Annotated in this window: 27 protein-coding genes and 1 tRNA gene; 15 read left to right on the top strand and 13 right to left on the bottom strand. The window is 73.2% G+C overall.

Going from position 1 to position 22,173, the window contains the following annotated elements; all coding sequences use genetic code 11:
• Positions 1–75: 75 nt before the first annotated feature.
• On the bottom strand, positions 76–849 hold the full coding sequence (locus ACZ4XJ_RS06910; RefSeq protein WP_468495563.1) for a GntR family transcriptional regulator: 774 nt from the start codon (positions 847–849) through the stop codon (positions 76–78).
• 3 nt (positions 850–852) lie between these two features.
• Positions 853–1,395 carry a GntR family transcriptional regulator gene (locus ACZ4XJ_RS06905; RefSeq protein ID WP_468495562.1) on the bottom strand — a complete coding sequence of 181 codons (543 nt, stop codon included), beginning with the start codon at positions 1,393–1,395 and terminating at the stop codon, positions 853–855.
• 147 nt (positions 1,396–1,542) lie between these two features.
• Between ACZ4XJ_RS06905 and ACZ4XJ_RS06900 the strand changes: the two genes are divergently transcribed.
• Complete coding sequence (locus ACZ4XJ_RS06900) at positions 1,543–1,926, top strand: ATP-binding protein (protein ID WP_468495561.1); 384 nt, start codon at positions 1,543–1,545, stop codon at positions 1,924–1,926.
• Between the two features lie 75 nt (positions 1,927–2,001).
• Here the strand turns inward: ACZ4XJ_RS06900 and ACZ4XJ_RS06895 are convergent, their stop codons facing one another.
• The gene (locus ACZ4XJ_RS06895; RefSeq protein WP_468495560.1) at positions 2,002–2,433 is read right to left on the bottom strand and encodes a hypothetical protein; all 432 of its coding nucleotides are present in this window, start codon (positions 2,431–2,433) and stop codon (positions 2,002–2,004) included.
• Positions 2,434–2,877: 444 nt separating this feature from the next.
• Here ACZ4XJ_RS06895 and ACZ4XJ_RS06890 point away from each other — a divergent pair, with 444 nt between their 5' ends.
• Positions 2,878–4,197 (top strand): DUF1906 domain-containing protein, encoded by a 1,320-nt coding sequence (locus ACZ4XJ_RS06890; RefSeq protein ID WP_468495559.1) that lies wholly within the window; start codon positions 2,878–2,880, stop codon positions 4,195–4,197.
• Here the strand turns inward: ACZ4XJ_RS06890 and ACZ4XJ_RS06885 are convergent.
• Both ACZ4XJ_RS06885 and ACZ4XJ_RS06880 read right to left on the bottom strand, forming a co-directional pair.
• Complete coding sequence (locus tag ACZ4XJ_RS06885) at positions 4,190–4,717, bottom strand: pyridoxamine 5'-phosphate oxidase family protein (RefSeq protein WP_362880635.1); 528 nt, start codon at positions 4,715–4,717, stop codon at positions 4,190–4,192. The genes ACZ4XJ_RS06890 and ACZ4XJ_RS06885 overlap by 8 nt on opposite strands.
• Before the next feature lie 36 nt (positions 4,718–4,753).
• The gene (locus tag ACZ4XJ_RS06880; RefSeq protein WP_362880636.1) at positions 4,754–5,482 is read right to left on the bottom strand and encodes a vWA domain-containing protein; all 729 of its coding nucleotides are present in this window, start codon (positions 5,480–5,482) and stop codon (positions 4,754–4,756) included.
• Between ACZ4XJ_RS06880 and ACZ4XJ_RS06875 the strand changes: the two genes are divergently transcribed.
• Entirely contained in the window at positions 5,481–5,867 is a 387-nt protein-coding gene (locus ACZ4XJ_RS06875; protein ID WP_468495558.1) for a flavin reductase, read from the top strand. The genes ACZ4XJ_RS06880 and ACZ4XJ_RS06875 overlap by 2 nt on opposite strands.
• Here the strand turns inward: ACZ4XJ_RS06875 and ACZ4XJ_RS06870 are convergent.
• On the bottom strand, positions 5,767–6,363 hold the full coding sequence (locus ACZ4XJ_RS06870) for a PadR family transcriptional regulator (protein WP_468495927.1): 597 nt from the start codon (positions 6,361–6,363) through the stop codon (positions 5,767–5,769). The two genes, ACZ4XJ_RS06875 and ACZ4XJ_RS06870, sit on opposite strands and share 101 nt — an antisense overlap.
• Positions 6,364–6,465: 102 nt before the next feature.
• Between ACZ4XJ_RS06870 and ACZ4XJ_RS06865 the strand changes: the two genes are divergently transcribed.
• From ACZ4XJ_RS06865 to ACZ4XJ_RS06855, 3 genes are read left to right on the top strand one after another with little or no spacing between them, the layout of a single operon-like run.
• Entirely contained in the window at positions 6,466–7,671 is a 1,206-nt protein-coding gene (locus ACZ4XJ_RS06865) for an LLM class flavin-dependent oxidoreductase (RefSeq protein ID WP_468495557.1), read from the top strand.
• Between the two features lie 3 nt (positions 7,672–7,674).
• Positions 7,675–8,403, top strand: a complete 729-nt coding sequence (locus tag ACZ4XJ_RS06860; RefSeq protein ID WP_362880640.1) for an SDR family NAD(P)-dependent oxidoreductase — start codon at positions 7,675–7,677, stop codon at positions 8,401–8,403.
• Positions 8,400–9,278, top strand: a complete 879-nt coding sequence (locus tag ACZ4XJ_RS06855; protein ID WP_468495556.1) for an alpha/beta hydrolase — start codon at positions 8,400–8,402, stop codon at positions 9,276–9,278. Before ACZ4XJ_RS06860 ends, ACZ4XJ_RS06855 begins: the two co-directional genes overlap by 4 nt.
• 25 nt (positions 9,279–9,303) lie before the next feature.
• Here ACZ4XJ_RS06855 and ACZ4XJ_RS06850 read toward each other — a convergent pair.
• A tRNA-Cys gene (locus ACZ4XJ_RS06850) sits at positions 9,304–9,378 on the bottom strand.
• A gap of 77 nt (positions 9,379–9,455) precedes the next feature.
• Here ACZ4XJ_RS06850 and ACZ4XJ_RS06845 point away from each other — a divergent pair.
• The 3 genes from ACZ4XJ_RS06845 (at position 9,456) to ACZ4XJ_RS06835 (ending at position 11,001) form a co-directional block, all read left to right on the top strand.
• Entirely contained in the window at positions 9,456–9,746 is a 291-nt protein-coding gene (locus ACZ4XJ_RS06845) for a hypothetical protein (protein ID WP_468495555.1), read from the top strand.
• An 83-nt stretch (positions 9,747–9,829) separates the two neighbouring features.
• Positions 9,830–10,186, top strand: coding sequence for a hypothetical protein (locus ACZ4XJ_RS06840; RefSeq protein WP_468495554.1), 357 nt, complete (start codon positions 9,830–9,832; stop codon positions 10,184–10,186).
• Positions 10,187–10,266: 80 nt separating this feature from the next.
• Positions 10,267–11,001 carry a class I SAM-dependent methyltransferase gene (locus ACZ4XJ_RS06835; protein WP_468495553.1) on the top strand — a complete coding sequence of 245 codons (735 nt, stop codon included), beginning with the start codon at positions 10,267–10,269 and terminating at the stop codon, positions 10,999–11,001.
• A 29-nt stretch (positions 11,002–11,030) separates the two neighbouring features.
• Here ACZ4XJ_RS06835 and ACZ4XJ_RS06830 read toward each other — a convergent pair whose 3' ends face one another.
• From ACZ4XJ_RS06830 to ACZ4XJ_RS06820, 3 genes are read right to left on the bottom strand one after another with little or no spacing between them, the layout of a single operon-like run.
• Positions 11,031–12,023: an acyl-CoA dehydrogenase family protein gene (locus ACZ4XJ_RS06830; protein ID WP_468495552.1), complete on the bottom strand. Its 993-nt coding sequence runs from the start codon at positions 12,021–12,023 to the stop codon at positions 11,031–11,033.
• Positions 12,023–13,168: an acyl-CoA dehydrogenase family protein gene (locus tag ACZ4XJ_RS06825; protein ID WP_468495551.1), complete on the bottom strand. Its 1,146-nt coding sequence runs from the start codon at positions 13,166–13,168 to the stop codon at positions 12,023–12,025. The genes ACZ4XJ_RS06830 and ACZ4XJ_RS06825 overlap by 1 nt, the downstream gene beginning before the upstream one ends.
• Entirely contained in the window at positions 13,168–14,019 is an 852-nt protein-coding gene (locus tag ACZ4XJ_RS06820) for an enoyl-CoA hydratase (RefSeq protein ID WP_468495550.1), read from the bottom strand. Before ACZ4XJ_RS06820 ends, ACZ4XJ_RS06825 begins: the two co-directional genes overlap by 1 nt.
• 46 nt (positions 14,020–14,065) lie before the next feature.
• On the opposite strand from ACZ4XJ_RS06820, the gene ACZ4XJ_RS06815 reads away from it, so the two are divergent.
• The 6 genes from ACZ4XJ_RS06815 (at position 14,066) to ACZ4XJ_RS06790 (ending at position 19,310) form a co-directional block, all read left to right on the top strand.
• Complete coding sequence (locus tag ACZ4XJ_RS06815; RefSeq protein WP_468495549.1) at positions 14,066–14,347, top strand: hypothetical protein; 282 nt, start codon at positions 14,066–14,068, stop codon at positions 14,345–14,347.
• The gene (locus tag ACZ4XJ_RS06810) at positions 14,344–15,126 is read left to right on the top strand and encodes an SDR family oxidoreductase (protein WP_468495548.1); all 783 of its coding nucleotides are present in this window, start codon (positions 14,344–14,346) and stop codon (positions 15,124–15,126) included. Before ACZ4XJ_RS06815 ends, ACZ4XJ_RS06810 begins: the two co-directional genes overlap by 4 nt.
• A 102-nt stretch (positions 15,127–15,228) precedes the next feature.
• Positions 15,229–15,816, top strand: a complete 588-nt coding sequence (locus ACZ4XJ_RS06805) for a TetR/AcrR family transcriptional regulator (protein ID WP_362880654.1) — start codon at positions 15,229–15,231, stop codon at positions 15,814–15,816.
• Positions 15,817–15,835: 19 nt separating this feature from the next.
• Positions 15,836–16,993: an acetyl-CoA C-acetyltransferase gene (locus ACZ4XJ_RS06800; protein WP_468495547.1), complete on the top strand. Its 1,158-nt coding sequence runs from the start codon at positions 15,836–15,838 to the stop codon at positions 16,991–16,993.
• A 277-nt stretch (positions 16,994–17,270) separates the two neighbouring features.
• The gene (locus ACZ4XJ_RS06795; RefSeq protein ID WP_007502648.1) at positions 17,271–17,474 is read left to right on the top strand and encodes a cold-shock protein; all 204 of its coding nucleotides are present in this window, start codon (positions 17,271–17,273) and stop codon (positions 17,472–17,474) included.
• 153 nt (positions 17,475–17,627) lie between these two features.
• Positions 17,628–19,310 (top strand): DEAD/DEAH box helicase, encoded by a 1,683-nt coding sequence (locus tag ACZ4XJ_RS06790; RefSeq protein ID WP_468495546.1) that lies wholly within the window; start codon positions 17,628–17,630, stop codon positions 19,308–19,310.
• A gap of 94 nt (positions 19,311–19,404) precedes the next feature.
• Here the strand turns inward: ACZ4XJ_RS06790 and ACZ4XJ_RS06785 are convergent, their stop codons facing one another.
• Genes ACZ4XJ_RS06785 through ACZ4XJ_RS06775 form a run of 3 tightly spaced genes read right to left on the bottom strand, consistent with a single transcriptional unit; the run spans position 19,405 to position 22,165 of the window.
• Complete coding sequence (locus tag ACZ4XJ_RS06785) at positions 19,405–20,346, bottom strand: tyrosine-protein phosphatase (RefSeq protein ID WP_362878815.1); 942 nt, start codon at positions 20,344–20,346, stop codon at positions 19,405–19,407.
• Between the two features lie 30 nt (positions 20,347–20,376).
• Entirely contained in the window at positions 20,377–21,462 is a 1,086-nt protein-coding gene (locus tag ACZ4XJ_RS06780; RefSeq protein WP_468495545.1) for an NAD(P)H-dependent flavin oxidoreductase, read from the bottom strand.
• A gap of 4 nt (positions 21,463–21,466) precedes the next feature.
• The gene (locus tag ACZ4XJ_RS06775; RefSeq protein WP_362878831.1) at positions 21,467–22,165 is read right to left on the bottom strand and encodes a CoA-transferase subunit beta; all 699 of its coding nucleotides are present in this window, start codon (positions 22,163–22,165) and stop codon (positions 21,467–21,469) included.
• Between the last annotated feature and the right edge of the window lie 8 nt (positions 22,166–22,173).

The following is a 22,173-nucleotide window of genomic DNA, read 5'->3' as shown; positions in this document are numbered from 1 at the left end:
GAAGTGCGGAACCCCGACACGGCGCCCGTCATGTCCCCGACCAGGGATGACGGGCGCCGTGGCGTTCGGGGAGGGTTATTGGGGATCGAACTCGTACCGCAGCTCGTACAGGTGCCCTGCCTTGACCATCACCGTGACCTCGATGGTTCGCTGGTCGTCCCCGTACACCGTACGAAGGGTGCGGAGGATCGGAAGGTCGCCGGGCAGCCGGAGGGCGGTGTACTGCTCCTGTGTCGCGACCCTGGCGGAGATCCGGTCGACGCTGCGACGGGGCGGAAACCCCAGTTCTGCGAGCAGCGTCGGAGTGCCACCTCGGATCCTGCGCGGTTCGGTCAGCGGAGTGCCGTGGGCGATGTCCGGCGGATAGTACGAACTCACCAGCTCCGCAGGTTCGCCGTCGATGCGGATCAGCAGGCGGCGGCACACGGCCGGACTTCCCTCAGCGCATCCGAGTGCGGCGGCGACGTCACCAGTGGTGCGAACCTCTTCGACCGCGAGCAGCGTGCTGCATGCGGCCGAAGGTTGCTCGGAGAACTCGGCGAGCCATGGGTACGCTTCTCCGTCCACCGCCCGTGTGAGGGATTTCGCGGGTCGGAGGGTTCGCTGTCGGTTCTCCCGCACCGTGACAGCGGCTCCCGCGCGGCCGATCGCGAGTCCTTCGTCCTTCAGGAGCTGAACGGCCTTCTGGATCGTGGCGTTGGAGGCGTCGAACCGGGCCTTCAACTGTGCGGTCGACGGCAGTTTGGCTCCTGGCGCGATACCGCCGCTCATGATCTCGTCGCGGAGATCGGCAGCGATGCGGGCGTGGAGCGGCCGCGGATCGAGTGCTTCGGCTTCGGAGCGGGGCAAGGGTCAACCGATCCTGATCTCGTACCGCAGCTGTTGACGGGTGGCCGGCATGACCAGCACGTCCGCCTGGATAGGTCGGTCCGCCGTGTCATAGGTAATGCGCGTGAGTTGGAGCACTGGTTCGCCTGAGCCGAGGCGGAGCTGCTCGCGTTCCTCGACGCGCGGCATCCTTGCCGTCACATTCTCCACGACCCGTACGCCTACGTGTCCGAGGGTGGCGAGGAGGGTCACGGCGCCGCCACGGATCTTTTCCTTGGCGGCCAGAGGGGTGCCCGACGCGATGTCCGCCGGGTAGTACGTGTCCGTCAACTCGTTAGGTTCGTCGTCGAGTTCGATGATCCGGCGGCGCACCACTACGGGGTCTCCCTCGGGCAGGCGTAGGAGGGGCGCTACGTCTGCGGGCGCCGGAACCTTGCCTGCGTGGACGATGCGCTGACTTCCGGTGCGGCCCACCGCCCTGGCCTCGTTGGCCCACGTGTCGGTGGTGCCGGCCGCTCGCGGGGTCAGGTACGGCATCGATGTGCTGGTCCACTCATTGCCGCTCACGATGCCTCCTGGATGTGGTGAATGCTCCAACCCCCCACGGTATGCGACGGGATGGAGTGAGCCCACCCTCGCAAACCTTGCCGCCTTTCGCGAATAGCGATACGTTCGGTGTGGTTCTGGAAGCACAGAGTGAAGGTGGTGGGGCCTGTGTCCTTGACCCGGCAGCAGCGTTTCCCTCGCGCGCGCACCTCGGTGCGTGCTGCCAGGCAGTTCGTCGGTGACACGCTCGCCGAGTGGGGTGCGTACGAGCGGCGGGACGACATGCGGCTCTGCGTTTCGGAGCTTGCTTCGAACGCCGTGCTGCATGGAGTTCCGTGGGGACGTGAGTTCTCCGTCCGCATTGCCCGAGGGGCGGGGATCCTGTGGCTCGAAGTGCGCGACAGCGGGCCGGGTCGCCCGACTGCGCAACCCGCGGAACCTGACGCCGAGCGGGGCCGGGGGCTCTGGCTGGTGACCGCCCTCGCGGACGAATTCGAGATCCGCGGTGACCGGGTCGGTAAAACGGCCTGCGCCGGGTTCAAGTCGCCTTAAGTCTGCGCCGAGTTGCCGGCGGTCCCATTGCCCGCCGCCTCCGCGCATCGAGGGGGCGGGCACCTTTCAGGTCGACTACTCCGGCTGGACCACCGTGGCGCCCCAGCGTATGGACGGGGACGAGGCCTTCACCTCGGCGCCGAAGCCGCCCTTCAGCCCGGTGCCGAGGGGGACGGTGACACGGGCCGGGGTGCCGGACGGGCAGTCCAGGGTGAAGGGCGCCGGGTTCCTGTCGGGGTGCTCGTCGACGCGGAACGTGACCTCGATGCCGCCGCCGCCCTCGCAGGCGAAGGTGGTGAAGCCGGCCAGCCGCGGTGCCAGCCCGCCCGAGACGAAGCCGCCGTCACCGACCTGCTCCTGGACCCAGATGAGCCCGTCCGGCCCCGGGTAGCCGATGAGTTCCTCGTCCGCATGGGCCTGGCCCGCCCCGAGCGTCGTCGCCAGAGCGGCGCCGAAGGCCGCGAGCGTGACGGCGCCGCGGCCCCTGAACGTCTGCGTGTACTTCATGTCTTCCCCCGTGAGTTCGCGAACGTGTTCGACGCGCACCACGCCAACCGGTCCCACCGACAACACCCCTGGAGCCGGGGGGAAGCCCGGGACCGCGCCCCGCGCGGTGGACCGCCCGGTAGGCGGTCAGGGTCGGACCGGGCCCTCGCCGCGGTGTTCCTCCCGCCGGACAACCCGGGACCGTGCTGACCGAGCGGGGCCGGTGGGCGGCGCACCACGGGGGTGCGCGGCGCCCACCGGCTCCGGTCCGGACGACGGTGCCCCGACGCGGCCCGGAGGCCCGGTTCGCTCGTGCGGGTGACGGGAGCGCCGCCCCACCCGTCGGCGCGTCAGGAACACCGCAACCGGCGGGCGTTCCCGCGCCGCGACCCTGGGCCGGACGGACCATCCGGGCCGCCCGCCGGCCCGGCGGGGCGGCCGCGGACTCTGGTACCTCTGGGCCCCATGCCCTCCCGAACGCCGCTGCGCCGCCTGTTGGGCGCCGCCCTGCTGCTGCCCGTCGCGTCCCTGGCGCCCGCCGTCACCGCCGCCGCGGCCGAGCGGACCGTCGACTACCAGGGTCTGCGCCTGGACCTGCCCGCCGACTGGCGGGTCATCGACCTCGACCGGCACCCCGAGGCCTGCCTGCGCCTGGACGTGCCCACCCTGTACCTCGGGCACGCCGGCACCCAGAGCGAGTGCACCGGCCGGGCCGTCGCCACCCGCGCCGACACCCTCCACCTGGAGCCGATCGCCGGCGCCCCGCCGCGCGCCGACATCCCGACCCTCGCGGTCGACGGGGGCCGGGCCCTGCCCCCGACCGAGGGGGACAGCAACGAGGTGCGGTACGCCCTGCGCCGCTCCGGGGTGATGGCCACCCTCTCGTACGGGGCCGCGCCCGACACCGTACGGGCCCTCCTGGCGCGGGCCGTCGCCGCCGGCCGATCCCCGGCCGAGGCCGAGGGCGCCGTCGCCCGGTCGGGGCCGGCCGCTGCCGTCGTGAGCGCCGTCCGGGCGGCCGTCCGGGCGCCCCGCTCAGCGCAGGAGGCCTTCACCGGCGAGGGGTTCGACGCCTGCACCGCCCCGAACCAGCGCTCGATGGACAGCTGGCGGGCCCGCTCCCCCTTCCGCGCGGTCGGCGTCTACATCGGCGGCCGGGCCCGGGCCTGCGCCCAGCCGCAGCTCACGGCCGCCTGGGTCCGCCGGCAGGCCGCCGCGGGCTGGCACCTGATGCCGATCTGGGTGGGCCCGCAGCCCTGGCACAGCAAGAGCACCGGGCTGTCGACCGACCCGTCCCGGGCGAACGAGCAGGGCCGGGACGCCGCCGACGGGGCGGTGGACGCGGCCCGTGCCCTCGGACTGCCCGAGGGCACGGTGCTCTACAACGACCTGGAGAACTACTCCGACCGCGCGACCTGGGACGCCCCTTCGGTGGCCTACCTCACGGCGTGGACGGTCCGGCTGCACGAGCGGGGCTTCCGCTCGGGGGCGTACGTGGCCGCGAGCTCCGGGGTCAAGGCGCTCAGCGCCCACTACCACCAGGCCCCGCAGGCCATGCCCGACGTGCTGTGGGGCGCCCGGTGGAACGGGGCGGCCTCGGTCTCCGACCAGGACATGGGCCTGTCCGGGCGCACCCCGCAATGGGTCGGGCCGCGCCGGGCCCACCAGTTCCGGGGCGACCACGACGCCTCGTACGGCGGGGTGACCCTCAACATCGACCGGAACTGGCTGGACGTGGACCCGGCCGCGCTCGGCCCCGTCGGCGGACTCCCGCCGCTCAGCTGACGGCCGGCCGCCCGCCCGGCGGGTCCTCGCGCGGCGGCTCGTCGTCGTTGCCCCGGCGCAGGGTGCGCACGCCGCCCGCCGGGGTCCAGGACCGCACCACGAGGTCGTCGCCGTCCACGCCGATGTGGACCACCTCGGTCAGGTCGGCGTGGAAGAGGTGGAAGGGGTGCGGGCTCTCGGTCTCCTCCGCGTAGCGGTGCAGCTCCGGCGGGTCGATGATCTCCACGGCCCGCCCGGAGATCCGTACGTCGCCGTCGGGCATCGTCTCGCCCTCGCCCGGGTTGGTGTGCAGGGCGAACCGCGGATCGCGCTGGAGGTCCTTGGCCTTCATGGACCCCGCCATCATGCCGAGCCACAGTTCGCCGCCGCGGAAGTCGACGTTGAGGCCGGCCACGCGGGGGGAGCCGTCCTTGCGGAGGGTGGCGAGGACGTGGTGCGGGAACCGGGCGAAGCGGGCCCGGACGGCCGCCGCGAATTCGGGTTCCGCCTCTTCGAAGGCGGACCAGTTGTTCGTCGTCATCCCTCCATCAAAGCGCCCGGGATCGACGACGGGCGGTCAGGCGCGCACGATCCCCGCCGCGCGGGCCGCGACGAGCCACGCCGGGAACTCGCCGAGGAGCCGGTCGTAGAGCTCCGAGTCCGCCACCGCGCGCGGGTCGGTGCCGGCGTGGAAGTAGCCGGCGTTGTCCACCACCCGCTTCGCGGGGACGGGCAGCTCGTCCAGCCTGCGCAGGAAGTCGAACTGGCCGCTACGGGTGTTGCCGAAGCCGACGAACTGCCAGAACAGCGGGAGCCGGGCCGCCTTGCACAGGTACCTCTCCGCCGCGAGCTTGCTGCTCGGGCCGCCGTCCGTCTGGAAGACGACCAGAGCCGGTTCGCTCGCCCCCGAGTCCAGGTAGTGGTCGATGACGGCTTCCATCGCCGCGTCGTAGGAGGTCTTTCCCATGTGGCCGAGGCCCGCGGCGATCGCGTCGACGCGACCCCCGTGCCCGCCGAGGGTGATCTCCTCGACGGCGTCGACCTCCGTGGAGAAGAACACCACCGGGATCCGCCCGTCGTCGTCCAGGTGCGCGGACAGGCCCAGGACCCGGTCGGCGAGCGCCTGGACGCTGCCGTCGCGGTAGTACGGGCGCATCGACCCGGAGTGGTCGAGGACGAGGTATACCGCCGCCCGGCTGCCCTCCAGGCCGTGCTTGCGCAGCGAGATCCCGGCGCTCTTGTACAGGTTCACCAGGGCCGGAGCGGTTTCCCGTACCTTGCGGAGGTCGATTGCGCTGCCCGTCATGGGCCCGAGGGTACGTCAGGGCGGTGGCACGAATCCGAGCATCGCGGCAAGTCGTTCCCGGTGTGCGGCCGGCGCCCCGAACAACTGGCTGCCGCCGTGGGTGCGTTGGAAGAGGGCCGCCGGCGCGCCCCGGCGGCCGGGCGCGGCCGGCGCGCCCCTGCTCGACGGGGTCCTCGCGACCGTGGAGTGCGAGGTGGAGGACGTGCTGGACGGCGGCGACCACCTCATCGCGCTCGGCCGCGTCACCACCTTGACCGCGCACCGCTGCTCTACTTCCGGCGGGCCTACGGGCGCTTGCCGGGCTCCTTCGGGAGGGCGTCGATGTCCTCCAGCATGGCCGCCGCGAGGTCGCGCTCGGAGGCGTAGTAACGCTCGGCCCACTTGAGGGTGAGCGCGGGGTACGCCCACGCCGCCTCGTCCTTCGCGCCCTCGGTGTCGGCCACCGCCCGGCGGCGCATCTTATCCGCGAACTCCTGGTGCCCGACCAGTACTTCGCACATCTGCTCCGGCTCCAGCAGGTGGCCCAGCCACATCCGCAGCATCGGCCCGTGCTTGAGCACCGGCGGGTCGACGGGCGCCTCGCGCGCCCATTCCCGTACGGCCGCCATGCCCTCGTCGGTGATCCGGTAGACGCGCTTGTCGCGAGTGCCGGTGTCCTGGGCGATCATCCGCGAGGTGGCGTAGCCGGCCTTCTCCAGTCGCTTGAGCTCGCTGTAGATCTGACTGAAGGACGGGCTCCAGTAGAAGAAGCGCAGGGACCAGTCCGACCACTTCTTCAGGTCGTAGCCGGACAGCTCCTCGCCGAAGGAGAGCAGGCCGAGCACCGCCCAGCTGGTCGCGGGGAGCGTGCGCTTGTTCGTGTCGTCTGCCACGCAGCGCAGTCTACGACCGCTCCCCCCAGTGCCCTTCCCTCCGAAGAGTGTGACTGCTAGAAGTATTCCTATTAGAAATACAGGCCAGGTCCCGGACGGAGGAACCTCACCGTGAAGTTCTCGATGATCTTCGAGGCGCAGTTCGTCGACCCCACCCCCGAACGTGAACGCCAGGTCATCCACGACTGCGTCGAACAGGCCGTCTTCGCCGAGGAGATGGGGTTCGACCGGATCTGGGCGGTCGAACACCACTCACTCACCCAGTACGCCCACATGAGCGCCTCGGAGATCTTCCTGACCTGGGTCGCCGCCCGGACGCGGAAGATCCGCATCGGCCACGGCGTGGTCACCATGCCCTTCGGCTACCAGCACCCGGTCCGCGTGGCCGAACGGGCCGCGATGCTCGACGTGCTGTCCGGCGGACGCGTCGACATCGGCGCCGGCCGCGGGGCCACCCGCCAGGAGATGTCCATGTACGGGGTGCGGCCCGAGGACACCTACCCGCAGATGGAGGAGGCGCTGCGGATCTTCTCCGCGGCTTGGCGCGAGCCGGAGTTCGAGTGGCACGGCTCCCTCGACATCGGGCCCGGGGCGATCCTGCCCCGACCCGTGCAGGACCCGCACCCGCCGCTGTTCATGGCCTGCTCCAAGCACGACACCCTCAAGCTCGCCGCCGAACTGGGCATCGGAGCCCTGGTGCTGGGTTTCGCCGGTGCCGACGACGTACGCACCATGCGGAAGGTCTACGACGAGGCCATCGCCGGCCGCACCGGCGAGCGCCTGGTGTCCAGCGAGGTCAACGACCACCTCTCCGCGCTGTGCCCGACGATCGTCCTCGACGACGCCGAACGGGCCCTGCGCCTGGGCACCCGCGGACAACGCTTCTTCGCCGAGTCCATCGCGCACTGGTACGGCAACGCCCCCGCGCCCACCGGCTGGTCCGAGGACGAGGACGCCGCGTCCCACGCCGCCGCGCTCGTCCGGGGCCGCGACGAGCTGGTCGCCCGCCTGCACGAGGCCAACATCCCGGCCCGCCCGGTCGACACCGGCACCTACAACGCGGAGCACGCGTACGGCGGCGCCGAGACGGCCATCGCCTACGTGGAGCAGCTCCGCGAGATCGGCGTCGACGAGGTGATGTGCCTGATCCAGATGGGCACCGTGCCGCAGGAGGCCTGCATGGAGACCATCCGCCAGTGGGGCGAGAAGGTCATCCCACACTTCCGTGCCCTGGAAGAAGCCCCGGAAGCCCGGGACGCGCAGGCCGCCCGGGCCGCCCGGGACGCCGCCGGGGCCGCCCCGGCACTGGAGGGCTGAGCCGTGATCCCCCTCGACGGGAAGGTCGTCGTCATCACCGGCGCCGGGCGCGGGCAGGGCGCAGAGGAGGCCCGGCTGTGCGTGGAGGCCGGGGCGCGGGTCGTCGTCACCGACATCCGGGAGGAGGAGGGCCGCGCGGTCGCCGCCGAACTCGGCGACCGGGGGCTCTACGTCCAGCACGACGTGGCCGACGCCGCGAGCTGGGCCGGGGTGACCGAGGCGGCCGTCGCCGCCTTCGGCACGGTCTCGGCGCTCGTCAACAACGCCGCCCTGTGGCGCACCGCGCACGTCGAGCGGCAGAGCGCCGAGGGCTTCGAGGAACTGCTGCGGGTCAACCTGCTGGGCCCGTTCCTCGGCATCCAGGCGGTGGCGCCCCTGCTGCGGGCCGCCGGCGGCGGCTCGATCGTCAACATCTCCTCCACGGCCGGACTCGTCGGGATCCGCGGCCACGCCGCCTACGGCTCCAGCAAGTTCGCCCTGCGGGGGCTGACCCGTTCGGCGGCGCTCGACCTGGCCGGGGACCGGATCCGGGTCAACTCCGTGCACCCGGGGGCCGTGGACACCCCGATGGTGGCCGGGGCCGTCGCCGGCCGGGACTGGTCCCACGTACCGCTCGGGCGGATGGGCCGGCCGCGGGAGGTCGGCGAACTGGTGCTGTTCCTGTGCTCGGACGCCTCCTCGTACGTGACGGGCGCCGAGTTCACGGTCGACGGGGGGCTGACGACCGGATGAGCGCGGACTCCCTGTCGCCGGCGGCCCGACTGCTGTGCGACGCGATGACGGCCGGCTTCCCCGGCCCCGGTGACGTGAGCGCCCTGCGGGCGGCGGCCGTCCCCGGACCGCCCGGCCCGGAGGTGGCCTCCGTACGCGACACCGTCGCCGGGGGCGTCCCCGTACGGGTCTACGATCCCGCGCCGGACGCCGCGGACCGGCCGCTGGTCGTCTGGTTCCACGGCGGCGGCTGGGTGATGTGCGGACTGGACACCCATGACCGGCTCTGCCGCGAACTGGCCCTGGCCTCCGGGGCGGTGATCGTCTCGGCCGACTACCGGCTGGCCCCCGAACACCCCTGGCCGGCGGCGGCCGACGACGCGCTCAGCGTGCTGCTGTGGGCCCGGGCCGAGGCGCCCGCGCTGGGCTGCGACCCCGCGCGGGTGGTCGTCGCGGGGGACTCCAGCGGCGGCAACCTGGCCGCCGTCACCGCGCTGCGGGCCCCGGAGCTGGTCGCCGGACAGCTGCTGGCGTACCCGCCGCTGGACGCCTCGATGGGCTCCGCGTCCGTGACCACGTACGGGCGCGACCACTTCCACACCGCCGCCCACATGGCCTGGTACTGGGACCAGTACGGCGGCGACCCGGCCCACCCGCACGTCTCCCCGTTGTGCGCCCCCGACCTGGCCGGACTGCCCCGCGCGCTGATCGTCCTCGCGGACTGCGACCCGCTGCGGGACGAGGGGCTGGCGTACGGGCGCCGGCTGGGGGGGGCGGGCGTGGACTGCGAGGTCCGGCTCCACCCGGGCGTCTTCCACGGCTTCCTGGGCCTGCCGCTGCCGGCCGGCGCGGCGGCCCGGGCGGCGATGGCGGCCTGGCTGGCGGCCACGCCGTGACCGTCGGGTTCCCGGCGGGGGAGGGGGCGGGGCGGCCGGATTCGAACCGGCGTGTCTCCCCTTGCAGGGGGGTGCACCGACCTCTGTGCCACGACCCCGCCCTTGCCCGGGATCCCAAGGCGTGTCCGGGGGCGGATCCACCCGGTTCCGCCCGAGCGGGTCCGGCATGATGTGTCCATGCCTGGTTTCCTCCTGCGCACCTGCCTGCTCCTCGCCGTGGAGGCCGGGGCCGCCCTGCTGCTGTCCGAGGTCGGGGCGCCCTGGATCCCGGTCCTGCTCGCGGTGTTCGTCATCGGCTCCGCCGTACCGCACGGAACGCGGGCCGACTTCACCGCCCGCTTCCTGGTCGCCCTGATCGCGGTCGGGGCGGCGCGGCTCGGCGCCACCGTCCGTGACCAGTACGGCCACCGGCCGAACCCCTGGCCGCCGGCGTCGGCCTCGTGGCCCTGCTGCTGCTCCAGACCGTGATCCTGCTGCGCCTCTCACGGGGCGCGCCCCGCCGCTGAAACCCGCTCGCGGGGCGCACCACCGGTCGCGTAGGTTCTCTCGGCATGTCCCCGCGCACGGCACCCACCACCACCCTCTGGCGTCCCACCGGCCCCGTCGAACTCGACCTGGTCCGCGCCCTCGACCACCGCGCCTGGCCGCCCCGGCTGCCCGAGCAGCCGATCTTCTACCCGGTGCTGAACGAGGACTACGCGACCCGCATCGCCCGGGACTGGAACGTCGAGCACGACGGCGCCGGCTACGTGACCCGCTTCGAGGTGGACTCCGCCTTCCTGGAGCGCTATCCGGTCCGGCAGGCGGGCGGCGAGACGATCCTGGAGCTGTGGGTCCCCGCCGACGAACTCCCCGAGTTCAACGCGCACATCGTCGGCCGCATCGAGGTCGTCGCCGAGTACCACTGAGCCGACCTCCGCCGCCCGACCCCCGCCGGGTTGCCCGAAAGGGCTGGTCGGCGGCGGCGGTCGGCGCGAACAATGGAGGGATGACCACACGCGCCCGCTCCTTCGACAGCGCCGCCGCCCTCTACGCGGCGCACCGCCCCGGCTACCCCGACGGACTGTACGACGCCGTCGAGCACCTGTCCGGCCGGCCGCTCGCCGGAGCCCGGGTGGCCGACGTCGGGGCGGGCACCGGCATCGGCACCGGGCCGATGCGCGCGCGCGGGGCCCGGGTGCTCGCGGTGGAGCCCGGGGACGGGATGGTCGCCGAGTTCCGGCGGGCCCTCCCCGGCGTCCCCGTCGTCCGTGGGGACGGCGACCGACTGCCGCTGGCCGGCGGCGCGTTCGACCTCGTCACCTACGCCCAGGCCTGGCACTGGACGGACCCGGCCCGCGCCGTCCCCGAGGCCCGGCGCGTGCTGCGGCCGGGCGGCTCGCTGGCGATCTGGTGGAACGACATCGACGAGTCCGTGCCCTGGGTCGCCGAACAGGGCGCCCGCATACGCGCGTTCTTCGCCGCCGACGGCGCCACCCGGTTCCGCACCCTCCCACAGGGCATCGGCGCCGACTTCGTCTCCCGGACCGTGAGCTGGTCGCGCCGCATCCCCCTCGAAGCGCACCTCGCCAACCTCTCCAGCCACTCCGGCTTCCTCCTCCTCGGCGAGGAGGCCACCCGCGTCTTCATGGACGCTGAACGCACCCGACTCCGGCGCCTCTTCCCGGCGGGAACGATCGAGGAGCCGTACGTCGTCTCCGTCCACGTGGCCCGCCTCGGCTGACGCCGGCGCCGGGCGCCCGCGGCCCGGGCTCACCCCTGCCGCCCGAGGCCCCGCACCACCTCCGCGCGGCAGGCGGTCGGGGTGCCCCAGGCGTCGCGCAGGGGGCGGGCCTTGCGCAGCCACAGCGACAGGTCCAGCTCCTGCGTGTAGCCGATCGCGCCGTGCACCTGGAGCGCCGTCAGCGCCGCCCCGTACGCCGCCTCCCCGGCCGTGAGCTTCGCCGCCGCGACCTCGCCCGGCTCCAGGGACAGCGCCGCCGCCCAGACCAACGGGCGGGCGAACTCCAGCGCCAGCAGGGTGTCCGCCAGCCGGTGCTTCACCGCCTGGAAGCCGCCGATCGGCGTCCCGAACTGGCTGCGCTGCTTGGCGTACTCCACCGTGGCCGCCAGCAGGGCCTCCCCGAGGCCCAGGCACTGCGCCGCCGTCAGCAGTCGCGCCCAGCGCAGCGCCTCCTCGGCCGCCGCCGTGACGGCCGGCCCCGCGGCGAGCATTTCGCCGCCCGCCGGCGCCGGCGCCGACAGCCGGCGCGCCGGGTCGAGGGAGGCGAGCGGTTCGCCGGGGGCCCGCGCCAGCCGCAGCTCGCCCGCGGCGGACACGGTGAAGCGGTACGCGGCCGCGTCCGCGTCCAGGGCGTACGGGGAACCGCCCGGCAGCGTCAGCGTGGCCGGGGCGCCGCCCGAGACCAACCCCGGCAGGAACCGCTTCGCCTGCGCGTCGTCCCCCAGCCGGGCGAGCAGCACCGACGCGGCCGCGTTCTCCACGACCGGTCCCGCCACCCCCGCCCTCCCCAACTCCGCGAACGCCAGAGCCAGTTCCACCGGCAGCGGCCCGAGGCCCTCGTACGCCTCCGGCACGGCCAACGCGAACAGGCCGGTGTCCGCGAGCCGCGACCACAGCGCGAGTCCGGGCCCGTGGTCCCCGTCCGCCCAGGCCCGTACCGTCGCCGGGACGGCGGCCGCGCCGAGCAGGGAGCGCAGCGTACGGGCGAAGTCCGACTGTTCGTCGGTCGGGCGGAAGCGCATCAGCGGCGGCCCTTCGGGAGGCCGAGCAGCCGCTCGGCGATGATGTCGCGCTGGATCTCGTTGGTGCCCGCGTAGATCGGCCCGGCCAGCGAGAACACCCACGGCTCGGCCCACGGCCCGTCCGCCAGCTCGGCGTCCGGACCCAGAAGGTCCAGCGCGCTCTCGTGCAGGGCGATGTCGTACTGGGACCAGAACACCTTGTTCAGGCTGGACTCGGCGCCGATCGTCGCGCCCGCCGCGAAACGGGTCGCGCCCGCCCAGGTGAACAGCTCGTAGGCGCGCGCCCCGACCACCGCGTCCGCGACCCGGTCGCGCAGCGCGGTGTCGGCCGGGTCGCCCACCTCCCGCCACAGGTCCACCAGCCGCCGCGAGGCCGCCAGGAAGCGGCCGGGGGAGCGCAGGGTCAGCCCCCGCTCGTTGCCGGTCGTCGACATCGCGATGCGCCAGCCCTGCCCGGGTTCCCCGATGACGTCCTCGTCGGGGACGAAGACCCGGTCGAGGAAGAGCTCGGCGAAGGCCGGCTTCCCGTCGAGCCGCCCGATGGGCCGCACCGTCACGCCCGGCGCCCGCAGGTCGAACATCAGGTACGTCAGGCCCTGGTGCGGCTTCGGGGCGTCCGGGTCCGTACGGAAGATCCCGAAGGCCCGGTCGGCGAAGGCGGCCCGCGAGGACCACGTCTTCTGCCCGGACAGCAGCCAGCCGCCCTCCGTGCGCACCGCGCGGGAGCGCAGCGACGCCAGGTCGGAGCCGGACTCCGGCTCCGACCAGGCCTGCGCCCAGATCACCTCGCCGCCGGCCATCGGCGGCAGCACCCGGGCCCGCTGCTCGGCGCTCGCGTGGTCGAAGAGGGTCGGGGCCAGCAGGCTGATGCCGTTCTGCGCGACCCGGCCGGGCGCGCCGGCCGCCCAGTACTCCTCCTCGAAGACCAACCACCGCTCGATGTCGGCGCCCCGGCCCCCGTACTCCTCGGGCCAGGACACCACCGACCAGCGGCCTGCGTGCAGCAGGGCCTCCCACTCCCGGTGCGCGGCGAACCCCTCGGCCGTCTCCAGGGAGGGCAGGGGCCGGTCGGGGACGTGCGCGCGGAGCCAGGCGCGGGCCTCGGTCCGGAAGGCCTCCACGTCCGCCGAGTGATCGAGGTCCATCAGCCGTTCGCCTCCTTCATGGCGGCCACGTTCATGCCGCCGAGCGAGTCCGCCGCCGTCTCGGCGTTGTGCGAGTGCGCCAGGTGGTGCAGGCCGAACACCGAGTCCATGCCGGCGTGCAGGCCCTGGAGGTCCTCGGCCTGGTTGACGGCCCGTTTGGTCAGGGCCGGCCCGAAGCCGGGCACCTCGGCGATCCGCAGCGCCAACCGGTCCGTCTCGGCGGCCGGCGCCTCCCGCCCGACGACCCGGTTGACCATGCCGACCTCGTACGCGCGGCGGGCGGGCATCCGGTCGCCGGTGTAGAGAAACTCCTTCGCGATCCGGGGCGGCATCGCCCACGGGTGCGCGAAGTACTCGACGCCCGGGATGCCCATCCGTACGACGGGGTCCGCGAAGAGGGCGTCCTCGCTCGCGATGATCAGGTCGTACACCCAGGCCGGCATCAGCCCGCCCGCGACGCACGCCCCGTGGACCGAGGCGATCACCGGTTGGGGCAGTTCCCGCCGGCGCCGGCACATCCCCGAGTAGACCTCCGACTCCCGGGCGAAGCGGGACTCCGCCCCGCCGCGGGTGCTGTGGTCCCACCACAGGCCGGCCCGCCGCTCGAAGGGCAGGTGGGCGTCGCGCCCGGGGGTGCCGATGTCGTGGCCCGCGCAGAAGTGCTCGCCGGCCCCGGCGAGGACGACCACGGTGACCTCCGGGTCATCGGCTGCCCGGTGGAAGGCGTCGTCCAGGGCGTAGGTCATCGCGCTGTTCCGGGCGTTGCGGTAGCGGGGGCGGTTCATCGTCACGTACGCGACCGGGCCGCGGCGCTCGTGGAGCACCGGCGCGGCGGAGTCGTCAGCGGGCATACCGACATCCTTCCCTAACAAGTGTTTGGTAGGTTAACGTACGGCCATGAGCAGCGTCGAGGAGTTCCGCACGGAGGTCCGGAGTTGGCTCCGCAGCCACCTCACCGGAGAGTTCGCGGTCCTCAAGGGACGCGGCGGACCCGGCCGCGAACACGAGGCCTTCGCCGAACGCCCGGCCTGGGAACGGCACATGGCCGATCACGGCCGGACCTGCGTCGGCCGGCCCGAGTTCTCCCGCGCCGACACCATCCACGCCGGCTCCGACGAGATCCGGCGCAACCTCATCGCCGAGCGGCTCCTCGGCCTTCCCAAGGAGGTACGGGCGTGAACGCTCCCGACCACGTCGCCCCCCACGGGCTCCTCACGGGCCGCACCGCCGTCATCACCGCCGCCGCCGGCGCCGGCATCGGCGGCGCCACCGCCCGCCGCTTCCTGGAAGAGGGCGCCCGCATCCTCATCGGCGACGCCCACGCCCGCCGGCTCAAGGAGACCGAGGACGCCCTCGCCGCCGAGTTCGGCGCCGACCGCGTCACCTCCCTGCCCTGCGACGTCACCGACGAAGAACAGGTCCGCGCCCTGTTCGCCCTCGCCGAGGAGACCCACGGCGGCCTCGACGTCGTCGTCAACAACGCCGGCCTCGGCGGCACCGCCGACCTCGTCGACATGAGCGACGACCAGTGGAACCGCATCCTCGACGTCACCCTGAACGGCACCTTCCGCTGCACCCGCGCCGCCCTGCGCTCCTTCCAGGAATCCGGCCGCCGCGGCGCCGTCGTCAACAACGCCTCCGTCGTCGGCTGGCGCGCCCAGCGCGGCCAGGCCCACTACGCCGCCGCCAAGGCCGGGGTGATGGCCCTGACCCGCTGCGCCGCCCTGGAGGCCGCGCCCTTCGGCGTACGCGTCAACGCCGTCGCCCCGAGCCTGGCCATGCACCCGCACCTGGTGAAGGTCACGAGCGAGGAACTCCTCACCGAACTCACCGCCCGCGAGGCCTTCGGCCGGTACGCCGAGCCCTGGGAGATCGCCAACGTCATCGTCTTCCTGGCGAGCGGCTACTCGTCGTACATGACGGGCGAGACCGTGTCGGTCAGCAGCCAGCACGCGTAGGCCGAGAATGGGCCCGTGCCAACGAACAAACCGACGAACCAGCAGACCGACCGGCCCGCCGAGCAGCCGACGGACCGGCCGGCCGCCAAGAAGAAGCCGCAGGTGACCGCGTCACCCGAGCGGCGCCGCGAACTCCTCGACACCGCCGCCGAGGTCTTCGCCGCCCAGGGCTACAACGCCACCACCGTCCGCAAGATCGCCGACGCCGCCGGCATGCTCGCCGGCAGCCTCTACTACCACTTCGATTCCAAGGAATCGATGCTCGACGAGATCCTCTCCGCCTTCCTGAACGAGCTCTGGCAGGGCTACGACACCGTCCTCGCCGCCGGACTCGGCCCCAGGGAGACCATCGAGGCCCTCGTCACCGAGTCCTTCCGGGAGATCGACCGGCACCGCGCCGCCGTCGCCATCTACCAGAAGGAGGCGCGCACCCTCTCCGCCCAGCCCCGCTTCCACTACCTCTCCGACTCGCAGCAGAAGTTCGAGAAGGCCTGGCTCGGGACGCTGGAGCGGGGGGTCGCGGCCAAGGTCTTCCGCGCCGACCTCGACATCCGCCTCACCTACCGCTTCGTCCGCGACACGGTGTGGGTCGCGGCGTCCTGGTACCGGCCCGGAGGACAGCACAGCCCCGAGGAGATCGCCCGCCAGTACCTGTCCATGGTGCTCGACGGGATCGCCCTGCGTACCTGACCCCAACAGAGGAGCCCCGATGCCCGAGGCCTACATCGTCGAAGCGGTGCGCACCCCCGTGGGGCGGCGCGGCGGCGGCCTGTCCGCGGTCCACCCCGCCGATCTCGGCGCCCACGTGCTGAAGGCGCTGGTCGAACGCTCCGGGATCGACCCGGCCGCCGTGGAGGACGTGGTGTTCGGCTGCCTCGACACCGTCGGGCCGCAGGCCGGGGACATCGCCCGGACGGCCTGGCTGGCCGCGGGCCTGCCCGAGGAGGTCCCCGGGGTCACCGTCGACCGCCAGTGCGGCTCCTCGCAGCAGGCCGTGCACTTCGCGGCCCAGGGCGTCCTGTCCGGCACCCAGGACCTGGTGGTCGCCGGCGGCACCCAGAACATGTCGATGATCCCGATCGCCTTCGCCTCCCGACAGGCGGCGGAACCGCTGGGCCTCACCGAGGGCCCCTACGCCGGCTCGGCCGGCTGGCGGGCCCGCTACGGCGACGCCCCCGTCAACCAGTTCCACGGGGCCCAGCTCATCGCCGAAAAGTGGGGCATCACGCGCCGCGACATGGAGGAGTTCGCCCTGCGCTCCCACCAGCGGGCCCTGCTGGCCATCGACGAGGGCCGCTTCGACCGCGAGACCGTGCCGTACGGGGACGTACGCGTCGACGAGGGACCGCGCCGCGACACCACCCTGGACAAGATGGCGGGCCTCAAGCCCGTCGTCGTGGGCGGCACCATCACGGCGGCCGTCTCCTCCCAGGTGTCCGACGGCGCGGCGGCCCTGCTGATCGCCTCCGAACGGGCCGTCCGCGAACACGGCCTGCGCCCGCGCGCCCGCATCCACCACCTGTCCGTACGCGGCGAGGACCCGATCCGGATGCTGTCGGCGCCCATCCCGGCCACCGCGCACGCCCTGAAGAAGACCGGCATGTCGCTCGCCGACATCGACCTGGTCGAGATCAACGAGGCCTTCGCCCCCGTGGTCCTGGCCTGGCTGAAGGAGACGGGCGCCGACCCCTCCCGGGTGAACGTCAACGGCGGCGCCATCGCCCTCGGCCACCCGCTGGGCGCCACCGGCGTCAAGCTGATGACCACCCTCCTGCACGAACTGGAACGCACCGGAGGCCGCTGGGGCCTCCAGACGATGTGCGAGGGCGGCGGCCAGGCGAACGTGACGATCATCGAGCGGCTGTAGCGCCACGGGGGCCGTCTCCGGGCCGTCTCCGGGCCGCTGTCGGGCCGCCGCCGGGCCCGGCGCCGGCCGCGGTCGCGACCTGCTCCGGAACCCTTCCGGGGCAGGTCACACGCCCGGGGCAGCGCGCCCCGGCGGACGTGTGCTAGCTTAGAGCTCGTTGCAGTTGTGGTACCCATGAACTTTATGTGCGCCTGACGGGAATGCTCCGACAGGCGCTTTAATTGTTTTTACCGGAGTCTCCGGATGGGGCCCTTGCCGCCTATTCAGGAGATTCAAAATGGCACAAGGTACCGTGAAGTGGTTCAACTCTGAAAAGGGCTTCGGCTTCATCGAGCAGGACGGTGGCGGTCCGGACGTGTTCGCCCACTACTCGAACATCGCCACCCAGGGCTTCCGTGAGCTCCAGGAGGGCCAGCGCGTGTCCTTCGACGTCACGCAGGGCCAGAAGGGCCCCCAGGCGGAGAACATCGTCCCCGCCTAATTCCTTCAGCATGCCGGGGTCCGCGCCGTGAGGTGCGGGCCCCGGCTTGTCTGCTGTCTCGACCGCGTTCGCAAGACCGCGTTCGCAAGACCGCGTTTCAGCGTCTCGGCGTTTCAGCGTTTTACCTGCCGGTATCAGGAGGGCATTTTCCGCATGACCAGCTCCAGCTCCGCACGACCCAGCCGCCGCCCCACCAGGGGTCGAGGTACGGCCCAGGGGCGTCCGAAGGCTGGCGCGGGACGGCAGAAGTCCGCCCCCGTAGCCCGGCCGCAAGAATTCACCATGCCCGAACCGCTGACCCCGGCCCTCCCGCCGGTGCCCGCGTTCGAGGACATGGACATGCCCGAGGCGCTGCTGAAGACCCTCGCCGCCCAGGGCGTGACCGAACCCTTCCCGATCCAGGCCGCGACGCTGCCGAACTCCCTCGTCGGCCGTGACCTGCTCGGCCGCGGCCGCACCGGCTCCGGCAAGACGCTGGCCTTCGGCCTGGCCCTGCTGGCCCGTACCGCCGGCCGCCGGGCACAGCCGAAGCAGCCGCTCGCCCTGGTCCTCGTACCGACGCGTGAACTCGCGCAGCAGGTCACCGACGCGCTGGCGCCCTACGCCACCTCCGTCAACCTGCGCATCGCGACCGTCGTCGGCGGCATGTCGATCAACCGGCAGTCCGGCGCCCTGCGCCGCGGCGCCGAAGTGGTCGTCGCCACCCCCGGCCGCCTGAAGGACCTCATCGACCGCGGTGACGCCGACCTCTCGCAGGTCGCCATCACGGTCCTCGACGAGGCCGACCAGATGACCGACATGGGCTTCATGCCGCAGGTCACCGCGCTCCTGAAGCAGGTCGAGCCCGAGGGCCAGACCATGCTGTTCTCGGCGACGCTCGACAAGAACATCGACAAGCTCGTCAAGATGTTCCTGCACGACCCGGTCGGCCACTCCGTCGACCCGTCGGCCGGCGCGGTCACCACCATGGAGCACCACGTCCTGTACGTCATGGACGAGACCGACAAGAAGGCCGTGGCGACGCGCATAGCCGCTCGCGACGGCCGGGTGATCATGTTCGTCGACACCAAGCGCGCGGTCGACCGCATGGTCAAGAAGCTCCTCGCCGACGGCGTGCGGGCCTCCGGTCTGCACGGCGGCCGCTCGCAGCCGCAGCGCAACCGCACCCTCGACTGGTTCAAGACGGGCGAGGTCACCGCGCTGGTCGCCACCAACGTGGCCGCGCGCGGCATCCACATCGACGACCTCGACCTCGTCGTCAACGTGGACCCGCCGACCGACCACAAGGACTACCTGCACCGCGGTGGCCGCACCGCCCGCGCCGGTGAGTCCGGCAGCGTCGTCACCCTGGTCCTGCCCGACCAGAAGCGCGACATGACCCGTCTGATGTCGGACGCCGGCATCTCGCCGCGCACCGCGCAGATCAAGTCCTCCGACGAGGAGCTGGCCCGCCTCACCGGTGCCAAGGCGCCCTCGGGCATCCCCGTGGTGCTGGAGGTGCCGCAGGCGACCCCGCCGAAGCAGCGCACCGGCTCGGGCAACGGCAACGGCGGCGGCTCGCGCCGCCGCTCCGGTGGTCCGCGCACCGGCGCGGCCACCGGCGCCGGGGCCCCGGCGGCGGGCGGCCGCGGCCGTCGCGCCGGTTCGGGTGCGACCGGGCAGGCCCCCGCGGCCGGCTCGGGTCAGCCCCGTCGCGGTCAGGGCGGGCAGGGCGGCGCCGCCGGCTCCACCGGCCAGGGCCGGCGCACCGGGGGCGGCGCCTCCGGCGGCGCGGCCGCCGCGTCCGCGCGCAGCCGGGTCGGCTCCGCCGGCCAGGGCCGCCGCCGGGCGGTCTGACCCCGCACGACGTACGACGTACCACCGGGCCGGGCCGCGCGTCACGCGCTGCCCGGCCCGGTGCCGTCCGTAGGGGTCCGGTGACCCGGTGCCGTTACCGGACCATCCTGGACTGGAGCTTCGCCAGCGTCCGCAGGTCCAGGCCGAGGCCCTGCGTCAAGTAGCCCCAGAAACCGCCGTAGTCGGCCTCCATCCGGACGGTCGCCGCGTCCAGGTAGTCCTGACGGACCTCCTGGAGCGGGATCAGCAGGTCGGGGTTCTGCATCCGGCCGGACTGCTTGAGGCCGGCGCGGACCTGGGCGTCGTAGGCGCCGCGGAACGTGTTCGAGGCCAGGTAGTCGCGCTCGGCCGTCGCCTCGGGCACGGCCAGGGCGCGCAGCAGGACGTAACTCATCCAGCCCGTACGGTCCTTGCCGGACGTGCAGTGGTACAGCAGCGGTGCCTGGCCGCCGTCGGCGATCTCCCGCAGCGTGGCCGCGAACTGGGCCCGGTTCTCGGGGCTGGTCACGAAGGTGCGGTAGATGTCGCGCATGTAGGCCTCGGCGCGGCCACCGCCCAGCATCTGTTCCTGCTTGACGGGGTCGCCGCTGCCGATCGCGCCGACCAGGGTCCCGTAGAGGCCGAGGTCGCTGATCGGGCGGGCGGTGGCGGACAGCCCGGGCGGCAGCCTGTCGGCGCCGTCGTACTGGACCTCCATCGGGATGCGGAAGTCGATGGCCTTCTTGAGGCCGAGACCGGAGACGGTGGTGATGTCCGCCGCGGTCAGCTTGCTCAGGGCGTCGGAGCGGTAGACCAGGCCCTGGCGGACCTGGCCACCGGTGTAGGTGCGGTAGCCGCCGACGTCCCGGACGTTGACGGCGCCCTGGAGCGGAATCCGGCGGATCGTTTCAGCCGGCTGTTGCCAGCGCGGCTGCTGGTGCCGGGCACTGGGCCCGGCGCCGGGCGCCGGCTGCGCGGACGCGGCGGCGGGCAGGGTTCCGGCGGCGAGCACGGCGGCGGCCGCCGCGATCGCCAGTCGGATGCGGGCACGGCTCATGTGGACGACTCCTGTGACGGAGAAGGGGGATCACCCTGGTGGTGGCAGGGTGCCGAGCGCGTGCGGACCGCCGTGTCCGTACAGACGGTCCAGCACGGTGTGTGCCTCGGCCATGACGCGGTCGACGAGTTCCGCGCAGGACGGCAGATCCTCGATCACCCCCGCGACCTGGCCGGATGCCATGACGCCGAGGTCCGTACGGCCCTCGACCATGGACGCCTTCAGGAGCATGGGGGTGTTCGCGGCGAGCAGGACCTGGCTCCAGGACAGGTCCTTGCCGTGTCTCATCGCCAGGCCGTCGCGGACCATCGCGGACCAGGACAGCCCCGACAGCTTCCGGAAGCCGGCCGCGTGCCGCACCGCCCGCGCCAGCGCCCGGGCGCGGCCCGACCGCTCCAGGGCGTCGACCAGCTCGGTGCGCAGCATCCGGTGCGGCATCCCGTCGACGGCCGTGGTGACGGTGACGTCGTTGACCGTGGCCTTCAGGTACTCGGCCTTCACGGCGTCGGGGACGGTGGAGTCCGAGGTCAGCAGGAAGCGGGTGCCCATGGCGATGCCGGCCGCCCCGTACGCGAGCGCGGCGACCAGGCCCCGCCCGTCGCGGAAGCCGCCGGCGGCGACCACCGGGATGTCGACGGCGTCGACCACCTGCGGCAGCAGCACCGTCGTCGCCACGTCCCCGGTGTGGCCGCCGCCCTCGCCGCCCTGCACGATCACCGCGTCGGCGCCCCAGGCGGCGACCTTCTCGGCGTGCCGGCGGGCACCGATCGAGGGGATCACGACGACGCCCGCGTCCTTCAGTCGGGCGATCAGCTCCCGGGACGGGGCGAGGGCGAAGGAGGCGACCCGCACGCCCTCGGCGATGATCAGTTCGACCCGCTCGGCGGCGTCGCCGGCGTCGGCCCGCAGGTTGACCCCGAAGGGCGCCCGCGTGCGGGAGCGGACCTCGCGGACCGCCGAGCGCAGTTGGTCCACCGTCATCGTCGCCGAGGCCAGGATGCCGAGGGCCCCCGCTTCGGCGGCCGCCGAGACCAGCCGCGGCCCGGCCACCCAGCCCATGCCGGTCTGCACGATCGGGTGGCGGACCCCGACCAGCTTCGTGAACGCCGTCTCCACCGCGTCAGCCCCGCACTTCGCGCTCGCGCCGCCCCTGGGGGTCGATCACCTGGCGGATCAACCGCAGTTCCTCCGGCGAGGGTTCCCGCGTGTACGGGACGTCCCCGCTCACCGCGAGGGCGAAGCCGGTGGCGGCGCGGACCTGGTCGACGCTGACCCCCGGGTGCACGGAGGCCAGGCGCATCGAGCGGTCCGGGCCGTCGAAGTCGAACACGCCGAGGTCGCTGACGACGCGGGGCAGCCGGTGGAAGCGGGTCACCCCGGCCGCCGCGGCCCGGTCGTGGCCGACCCCGCTGACCATGTCGACGCGTTCGACGAAGACCCGGGTCGAGTGCTTGGGGATCCAGTAGCTCACGGGGTTGTTCAGGGTGTTGACGGGCGCTCCGCGCACCCCCAGGAGCTGGCGGGTGGGCCGTTCCCAGTCGCCGATGCAGGAGATGTTCTGGTTGCCGAAGCGGTCGATCTGGCTCGCGCCCATCATCACGTGCCGCTTGCCGCCCGTGACCATCGTCAGGTGGCGCCGGTAGGGCAGCCAGCCCTCGGGCGTGCCGTCGAGGCCGACCAGCATGGCCTCGCCGTCGGTCAGCAACAGGTCGGGGGAGAACGTCCGCTTCGCGAGCCGGGCCCCGAAGGAGGGGATCAGGCCCATCGGGCTCGCGAGGACCTCGCCGTTGTCGCGCCAGGCCTCGGCGCAGGCGATCACGCAGTACT

It is taken from the genome of Streptomyces sp. NPDC029836, assembly GCF_055574495.1.
The sequence above is the reverse complement of the archived record's forward strand: the minus strand, read 5'-3'. Positions and strand labels throughout refer to the sequence as shown.